The sequence below is a fragment of the Pseudanabaena cinerea FACHB-1277 genome, assembly GCF_014696345.1.
Classification (GTDB): Bacteria; Cyanobacteriota; Cyanobacteriia; order Pseudanabaenales; family Pseudanabaenaceae; genus Pseudanabaena; species Pseudanabaena cinerea.
Map to the genome: position 1 here is coordinate 1 of NZ_JACJPY010000120.1, position 9,469 is coordinate 9,469.

Here is a 9,469-nt window from a genome sequence, read left to right on the forward strand (position 1 = left end):
TCCCTGTTAGATTTAGACCTTACTTCGATTAAATTACACCCTAATTTCCACAAGCTTTGCTCTTACGGCTCTATCTCTGACCAATTTTGTCCGTAGTATTGCACTACACAATTACCAAAAATCTCGATTTGGCGGGGGTTGTTCCATCCTTGAGTTTAGAATCCTTTGGCAATGGCTTTGTCTTGGTCATGCCTGACGATCGCAGTATGGCTCTATCAGAATATATTGTCTTACATTCTTTGAATCTAGCCGAATGTTTAGCGATCGCCATTCAACTAGCCGAGATTCTGCACGATCTGCACCAGCAGCGTGTCATCCATAAAGATATTAAACCCGCCAATATTCTGTACGATCCTGAATCAAAACAGATTAAGCTGATCGACTTTAGCCTTGCCTCTCTACTGCCCAAAGAAACCGCAGAGATAGTCAGCCCCAATGTTTTAGAAGGGACATTAGCCTATATATCACCTGAGCAAACAGGACGGATGAATCGCGGCATCGACTACCGTACAGATTTATATGCCTTGGGTGTGACCTTGTTTGAACTATTCTCTGGACAGTTACCTTACCCGTCTGACGATCTCCTAGAACTGCTGCATTGCCATATAGCCAAGCCTGCGCCCTTGGTCTGCGAATTGAGACCAGAGATTCCTTTAGCGATCGCCCAAATTATCTTTAAGCTAATGGCGAAAAATGCTGAAGATCGCTATCAGAGTGCTTTAGGCTTGAAGTATGACCTTGAATTCTCGCTCAATCAATTTAACGCAACTGAAACTATTCCATCCTTTGAAATTGCGACAAGGGATCGAAGCGATCGCTTTACAATTCCTGAAAAACTCTATGGAAGAGAAGCAGAAGTATCGGCTTTGCTAGCTGCTTTTGATCGCGTCAGTACAGGTGTAAGTTCCAGTGCTGGTATACCTGAAATGATGCTGGTGGCGGGATTCTCAGGGGTGGGCAAAACGGCGGTGGTGAATGAAGTTCATAAGCCCATTGTCAAACAACGGGGCTATTTCATCAAAGGTAAATTTGACCAGTTTAATCGGAATATTCCCTTTTCAGGATTTGTGCAAGCTTTTCGCGATTTGATCGGACAATTGTTGCATGAAAGCGATCGCCATCTAGCCCATTGGAAAACCAAAATTCTTGAAGCCGTGGGTGAGAACGGTCAAGTGGCGATCGAGGTAATTCCAGAGCTAGAGCTAATTATTGGACATCAACCTGCTGCGCTCGAATTATCTGCTAGCGCAGCCCAGAACCGATTTAATAACCTGTTTCAGAAGTTTATTCAAGTTTTCACGACATCACAACCACTAACCATCTTCCTAGACGATCTTCAATGGGCTGATTCGGCTTCTCTAAGCCTCTTGCAATTGTTGATGCAGGATCTAGGGCATCTCTTGATTTTGGGAGCCTATCGAGATAACGAAGTATCCTTGGCACATCCATTGATGCTGACAGTTAATAGCTTGAAGCAAGTAGGGATAAAGATTGAGGCGATCGCCTTGCAACCCCTCAGCCAAACCGATATTAATCAACTAGTGGCAGATACCTTAAGTTGCGATCGCGCCTATGCAAAGCCGCTAACCGATTTGGTATATCTCAAGACCCAAGGCAATCCTTTTTTTACCACCCAATTTCTGAAAACTCTACATCAAGAAGGGTTCATTCAGTTCCATGTAATTGATGAAAGCAGCCAAGGCGGATGGCAGTGCGATCTCAGTCAGATCATGATTCAAAGCTTAACCGATGATGTCGTAGCCTTTATGGCACAACAGTTACAGAAGCTTCCTCAAAATACGCAAGCCATGCTCAAGCTAGCCGCCTGTATTGGATCACAGTTCGATTTGCAGACCTTAGCAATTGTGTCGGAGCGATCGCCAATAGAGACAGCTACGACATTATGGAAAGCACTAGCCGAAGGGTTAATCGTTCCTCTCAATCAAATCTACAAATTCTTTCAAATGGATTCTGAAGTTGTTCAAGAAAATTCTTCTGGATTCCCAATTGATGATTCTAGTTCCTGCTCCTATCGATTTCTGCACGATCGCGTCCAGCAAGCAGCCTATTCTTTGATCCCAGACTCTCAAAAAGAAGTCGTTCACCTGAATATCGGTCGTTTGCTTTTGGCGCGTACACCTCACAGCGATCGCGAGCTGCCACAATTCCAGATTGTGAATCAACTTAATCGGGGCATATCTCTGATTGTTGACTCAGGCGAGCGCGAAGAACTGGCTTATCTCAACTGGCGGGCGGGAGCAAAGGCAAGGAGTGCCACTGCCTACGAAGCGGCGATGAATTATCTCGATACGGGTTTACAGCTTTTATCGGCGCAATCTTGGCAAAACCAGTATGCGCTGAGTCTCGGACTGCATCAACTCACCGTTGAAGTCGCCTATCTTGCCCATAATTACGATCACATGGCAACAATAATGGCGATCGGCTTGCAAAATGCGAGGAATCACCTAGATCGGGCGAAATTCTACGAAACTCAAATTCTGGCGTTAGTAGCCCAAAATCAAGTAAGGGCGGCGGTGGACTATGCCCGTAAGATTCTGTCTATTTTTGGAGTGAGCTTTCCCAAAAATCTATCCAAACCGCGAACCATTCTAGGATTCTTCGCAACGCTCTACCGCATGGCTGGCAAGTCACCACAGGATTTGCTCAAATTGCCTCCAATGTCCGATCCCTATAAATTAACAGCCTGTAACCTCCTAAATGCAATGGGTGCAGCTTCCGCAAGTGGAATGCCAGAGATTCTGCCATTTATGACATTTATTGGACTGTCACTCTATCTGCGTTATGGCAATATTCCCAAATCTTCGATGGCTTATACGATCTATGGTTATTTGCTCTGTGAGCGGCTGGGACGCATCGATCAAGGCTATGCCATTGGTAAAGCCGCGATCGCTCTATGTCATCAGACCTCCTCAAGAGCCGCTTTAGCTCCGACCCTATTTCTCTGGCAGAGATTTATTGCCTATCGCAAGGAACCCCTTCGTGACTTGTCGCCAATATTATTGGAAGCCTATCAAGTGGGTTTGGAAGTTGGGGATATTGAATATGCTGCCTATAGCCTCTGTGTCTATTTTACCCAAGCCTTTTGGACAGGTCAGAATCTCATGGATTTACAACGGGATGCGATCGCTAGTCGTGGGGCTTTGCAAAAGCTCAAGCAACGCGCCATGACTGATGTATTTGCGCTCAACTGTCAGGGCTTAGAAAATCTCATCACCGAAACTGAGGATGTTTGCCAACTCGTGGGTCAGTTCTTTGATGAAACTGCGATCGCTTCAAGCGATCGCCAACTACAGGTGCATACCAGTTTTCGTAAACTTCACCTAGCTTTCTTATTTGATCGACCTAAGCTAGCAATGGAACAGATCGCCATAATTGAGACGAGGCTAGAGTCAATTGATGGAACGCTTATCAAAACGCTGCTCTATTTCTATGATGCTTTAATTAGGTTAGCGCTTTATCCCCATCTAGGGAAATCTGAACAGAGACAGGCGCTCATTAAGGTCAAGACCGATATCAAACTTCTGACCAAGTTAGCCAAATCGGCTCCCATGAATTATCAACACAAGCTGCTTTTAGTAGAAGCGGAAAAGCTGCGCGTTTTGGGTAAGCCCATCCAAGCAGGAGAACTTTACGATCGCGCGATCGCTGGTGCTAAAGAGAACGACTACACCCAAGAAGAAGCGCTTGCGAATGAACTTGCCGCCAAGTTTTATCTCGAACTCGGTAGAGAAAAAATCGCTCAAGTCTATATGGTTGAAGCTTATTATAGCTACATTCGATGGGGCGCACCTACTAAAGTTAACGATTTAGCGACTCGATATCCCCAATTACTAGCTGCTGTTCTGCAAAATGCTCCTGCCCCTGACTTTTTGGCAAAGTCTTCTAACCCTACTACTAGTGCAGTTTTAGCTACCCTCGATTTAGCCACAATCCTTAAAGCTTCTCAATCGATTTCTAGTGAAATTGAACTTGATAAGCTCTTGGGAACGCTCCTGAATATCGCGATCGTCAATGCGGGTGCGGAGAAATGCGTCTTACTGCTACAGGTTGAAGAGGAGCTACAGATCGCTGCCATCGGTACATCTGGACAGCAACCGCAAATCCTATCCACACCCATATCTCTGGAACTAAGTCAAGATGTGGCTAGAAGTTTAGTAAATTGGGTTAAACGTAGTTTAGAGCCTCTAGTTTTAGCCGATGCGAGGGAAAATACGCAGTTTGCCAGCGATCGCTACATCATCCAGCACCAACCCAAAAGTATTCTATGCACGCCTATTTTGAAACAGGGAAAGTTGCTAGGTATTTTATATTTAGAGAATAATTTGACCGTAGGTGCATTCACTAGCGATCGCATCGCCGTTCTCAACCATCTCAGCACCCAAGCCGCGATCTCCCTTGAAAACTCACGCATCCTCTACGAAAGCCAGCAATCTAAGCTAGAACTTCAGCAGAGTAACGCATTTTTGGAAGCTCAGAGGGAAGCTTCTCCCGATGGCATTTTAGTGATTGATAAGAATCGACGAATTAGTGCCTACAATCATGGATTTGTCGAAATATGTCGCATTCCTCAGCAGATTCTTGACACCAATGATGATTACCAACTTTTAGGATTTGTTTTGGAACATTTAGCTCAGCCTGAGGAGTTCTTAAAAAAGGTGGAATATCTCTATGAGCATCCGCAGGAAGCTAGCTTTGATGAAATTAACTTAAAGGATGGACGAATTTTGGAACGGGCTTCTACCTCGGTAATTCTACCATCGGGAGAACATTGTGGTCGCATCTGGAGTTTCCGAGATATCAGCGATCGCAAAGCATCAGAAGCTCAACTCCATAATCAAGCGCGACTACTGGAAGAATATTCCCAAACCCTAGAGCAGAAAGTGGAAGAACGTACTCAAGAACTATCTCAGACTTTAGCTGATCTCCAAACTGCTCAATCCGAATTAATCCAATCGGAAAAAATGGCAGCCCTAGGACAACTCACCGCCAGTATTGCCCATGAGATTAATACTCCTTTAGGGGTAATCCGCGCCGCAGCTAGTAGTATTGTCTTAGCCTTTCAGAACTCCCTCCAAAAGTTTCCAGAGTTGATCCAAAGCCTTTCACCCCAACAGCAAGCAGCATTTCTTAAATTAGTAAATACATCCCTCCAAAATCAGCAGATTCTCTCAACTAAAGAGGAACGCAAACTCCGCCGCCAGATTGAAGCTTTTTTAGAATCTCACGGGATTGATAACTCTGAAAAAATAGCCATGCAGCTTACCCTAATGCAGATAGGCAATGACTTGTCAGTTTATGAATCAATCCTACAAGTAGACAACAGCGCTGAAATCTTGGAGGTAGCGTACAACATGGTATTGCAATATCAATTTACCAACAACATTCAGCAGGAAGTCGATCGCGCTGCCAAAATCGTCTTTGCGCTCAAAACCTATAGTCATCGCAGCGAATCTGGTGAGAAGAGTCCTACTCAAATTAGTGATGGCATAGAGGTTGCTCTGACGCTCTACCAAAGCCGCCTCAAACAAGGAATAGAGGTGATTCGCAAATATGAGCCAGTCCCCGATCTCATCTGTGACCCAGATGCGCTTACACAGGTTTGGGTTAATTTAATTGACAATGCTATCTATGCGATCGGGCAAACGGGGACTTTGGAAATAGCGATCACCTCACAAGCAGGGCAAATAGTGGTTGAAATTACAAATTCGGGCGCTGCAATTCCCGAAGAAATCATGCCGCGACTATTTGAGCCATTTTTTACGACCAAGCCGAGAGGCGAAGGTAGCGGACTGGGCTTAGATATAGTGCGCCAAATTGTGCAGAAACATGGAGGAGATATTCAAGTAAGTAGCCAAATAGGAAAGACCAAATTCAGTATAAGTTTACCTTTAGCAGCGATTTGTGATGTTGTGCGATGAGGGGTGATCGCATGAATTTACTTAGTTCGATCTGCACTATCAAAGAAATTGCGCTTGAACCAAAAAGATAGATTGACAAGGCTAATTAAAACGGGAACTTCGATTAGAGGACCTACAACCGCCACAAAAGCAGCACCCGAATTAATGCCAAATACACCAACAGCCACCGCGATTGCCAGTTCAAAATTGTTACTTGCCGCCGTGAAAGCCACACTCGCCGCTTTGTCATAATCTGCCTTAATTAGCCAAGCAAAATAAAAGCTAACTATAAACATGGCAACAAAATAAATCAATAATGGAATCGAAATTCTGACCACATCCAAAGGGATTTTTAACATCAAATTCCCCTTGAGACTAAACATCACCACAATGGTAAACAGCAATGAAATTAGGGTGATTGGGCTGATTTTGGGAATAAATACATTGTGATACCAGCTTTTCCCTTTAATTTTGCTCAGAAAAAAGCGCGTCAAAAAACCTGCGATAAAGGGAATACCGAGATAAATAGAAACAGTCTGTCCGATCTCAATGATACTGATATTCACCACGGTACTTTGTAATCCAAATAGTGGCGGCAATACCGTAATGAAAAACCAAGCATAAAAACTATAAAACAGCACTTGGAAAATGCTATTAAAGGCAACCAATCCCGCCGTATATTCAGAATTGCCCTTAGCGAGATCGCTCCATACAATCACCATCGCAATACATGGCGCAATGCCAATTAACATCAAGCCCACCATATAGTCGGGAGAGTCTCGAAAAAAGGCGATCGCTAATAAAAACATCAAACTTGGCGCAATGATCCAGCTTTGAAATAGAGATAGAGCCAGAATTTTGCCATTGCGGAAGACATCGCCTAACTCTTCGTAACGTACTTTCGCAAAGGGTGGATACATCATCAAAATTAAACCGATCGCGATCGGGATATTGGTAGTGCCAATTTGAAACTGATTGATTACGCGATCCACCGCAGGAAAAAGTACGCCGATCGCCACACCAATCGCCATCGCCAGAAAAATCCACAGCGTCAAGAAGCGATCAAGTAGGGATAGTTTTTTAATTGGCTGTATATGCGCCATGATTTATTCAATATCAATTTATATCAATATTTATAATAGTCGATATTTGCTATTTTAGCTTGATTCATGGCAGTATGAGCTTATGAACTCAAATCAATCGATCGCTTGTTGTCCACCCTTGTTGGAAGGTCGTCTTACCTCCAACGATGCGAGTTATTTAGCCAGTATTTTTCGCGTATTGGGGGAACCTGCGCGTTTACAAATCTTGAGCTTGATTGCGGCTCAACCAAATCAAGAAGTATGCACCTGTGAATTAGTCGAAACTCTAGGATTAGCACAACCAACGGTCAGCCATCATCTTAAGGTTTCGTATGAAGCAGGATTGCTAAACAAAGAGCGTCGTGGCACTTGGATTTATTACCGCATTCTGCCTGAAAAGTTAGCGATGTTGCGCGATGCCTTGGCATAGACACTATTGCCTTGCTAGTAATCCGCGTAAAGCAAGTGTCGAGAATAGTAAATTTTTCTTATTTATTAAGTTAGGAGAAAACGATTATAGCTAAGCTTGTCTATGTACATGCTTATACGCGTATACCATGTATAGAATAGCTTCAGAGGCTTCTTGTTATGGTATTTAAATGGCAATCTCAGCGATCGTGTTTATACGACCTCCCTTTGCAATGGTTGATGTTTATACCGTTTGGGTTGCAAATTATTGGGGCGGTAGGGTTAGTTAGTTGTTTTTCCAACTATTACTGGACGCTTTGTATTTCTGGGATCATGCTGATTGTATCGATGGCTTTTGCGGTTCTAGGAACCTATTGGATTAGGCAGGCACTCAAGAAAATTAAAGTTTCTCTCAAAAAATCAGAGCAGAAGTACAAAGTTCTTTTTGAAAGTTTACCCATCGGTATTTCCGTAACAGATCCTGAAGGAAACCTGATTGAAGGAAATCCTGCTTCTGAGGCAATTTTAACCGTACCGAACCAAGAATTAACAGAGCGTACCTACGATTCTCCTGAATGGCAAATCATTCGCTTTGATGGCTCCCCTATGCCCACCAGCGAATATGCTAGCGTCAGGGCTTTAACGGAAAATCGAGTGATCGATAATATCAAGATGGGGCTACTTGATGCTGATGGGAATGTGCGCTGGTTGAGTGTTAGTGCAGATCCTATTCCTTTAAAAGGATATGGAGTAGCGATCGCCTCACAAGCAGGGCAAATAGTGGTTGAAATTACTAATTCAGGTGAGGCAATTCCCGAAGAAATCATGCCGCGACTATTTGAGCCATTTTTTACAACCAAGCCGAGAGGCGAAGGTAGCGGACTGGGCTTAGATATAGTGCGCCAAATTGTGCAGAAACATGGAGGAGATATTCAAGTAAGTAGCCAAATAGGAGAGACTACATTCAGTGTAAGCTTACCTCTAATAGTCATAGACTCCAAATAATCTCATGCAGACAGCATCTCAAAGTAGCCAAATGTTTCTACAGATGGATGGTTACGACCTAACCCAATTGCTTTACGTAGGTAGTCACAGCCTTGTCTACAGGGGGATACGGCTGTCAGACAAGCAACCTGTGGTTCTGAAAATGCTCCAAAGTGATTCTCCATCCTTTCAAGATCATTTGAGGCTACGCAATCACTATATCCTCACAAAATCCCTGAATCTATCAGGGGTGGTGAAGCCACTGGCGTTAGTTCCCTATGGTAATGGTTCTGTATTAGTGATGTGCGATGACGGTTGCCGATCGCTGCGGGAGGAGGTGGCTGCGAACTCTTTGACATTGGCTGATTTTTTGGCGATCGCCATACAACTTGCAGACATCCTTGACGGACTCTATCAGCATCGGATCATCCACAAAGACATTAAGCCCAGCAACATCCTGATTCACCCCAATATAGGGTATGTGAAGATCACCGACTTTGGGTTAGCTTCGCAATTGTCCCAAGAAACACAGGAACTAAAGGCTCTTGGCATCTTAGAAGGCACACTAGCTTATCTATCACCAGAACAGACTGGACGCATGAATCGCGGCATCGATTACCGCAGTGATTTCTATTCCTTGGGGGTCACTTTCTATGAATTGTTGACGGGTCAACTACCTTTCCAGAGCGCCGACCCTCTGGAGTTAGTCTATTGTCACTTAGCAAAGGAACCTATGCCTTTAGATCAAGCCCAAGATAAAAACGCCAGATTAAAAATTCCCAAGGTCATTTCCGATCTGGTGCTGAAACTAATGGCAAAAGATGCAGAGGCACGTTACCAGAGCGCATTGGGTTTAAAGCACGATCTCGAAGTCTGCCTACATCAGCTTAACCAAACAGGAAGCATCACTGAATTTGCAATTGGCACAAAGGATCTCAGCGATCGCTTCACCATCTCCGAAAAACTCTATGGACGCGAAGCCGAAGTAGCGAGTCTCTTAGCCACCTTTGATCGAGTTTCCGAAGGTAATAGCGAACTAATGCTAGTAGCGGGATCATCGGGCATCGGCAAAACCGT

Annotated in this window: 5 protein-coding genes; 4 read left to right on the forward strand and 1 reads right to left on the reverse strand. The window is 44.2% G+C overall.

What is annotated here, in order from left to right; genetic code table 11:
* Positions 1-86 precede the first annotated feature (86 nt).
* On the forward strand, positions 87-5,939 hold the full coding sequence (locus H6F44_RS21030) for an AAA family ATPase (protein ID WP_199302222.1): 5,853 nt from the start codon (positions 87-89) through the stop codon (positions 5,937-5,939).
* Positions 5,940-5,956: 17 nt separating this feature from the next.
* Here the strand turns inward: H6F44_RS21030 and arsB are convergent, their stop codons facing one another.
* Positions 5,957-7,021, reverse strand: a complete 1,065-nt coding sequence (arsB, locus tag H6F44_RS21035; protein ID WP_199302223.1) for an ACR3 family arsenite efflux transporter — start codon at positions 7,019-7,021, stop codon at positions 5,957-5,959.
* An 82-nt stretch (positions 7,022-7,103) separates the two neighbouring features.
* Between arsB and H6F44_RS21040 the strand changes: the two genes are divergently transcribed.
* The 3 genes from H6F44_RS21040 to H6F44_RS21050 all read left to right on the forward strand — a co-directional run.
* A complete protein-coding gene (locus H6F44_RS21040) occupies positions 7,104-7,430 on the forward strand; it encodes an ArsR/SmtB family transcription factor (protein ID WP_190353052.1) in 327 nt (108 codons plus the stop codon).
* Between the two features lie 158 nt (positions 7,431-7,588).
* Positions 7,589-8,413, forward strand: coding sequence for a PAS domain-containing sensor histidine kinase (locus H6F44_RS23355; protein ID WP_242016686.1), 825 nt, complete (start codon positions 7,589-7,591; stop codon positions 8,411-8,413).
* A gap of 4 nt (positions 8,414-8,417) precedes the next feature.
* Positions 8,418-9,469 (forward strand): serine/threonine protein kinase (locus tag H6F44_RS21050; protein ID WP_190353053.1); only part of this gene is annotated, 1,052 nt, incomplete at its 3' end.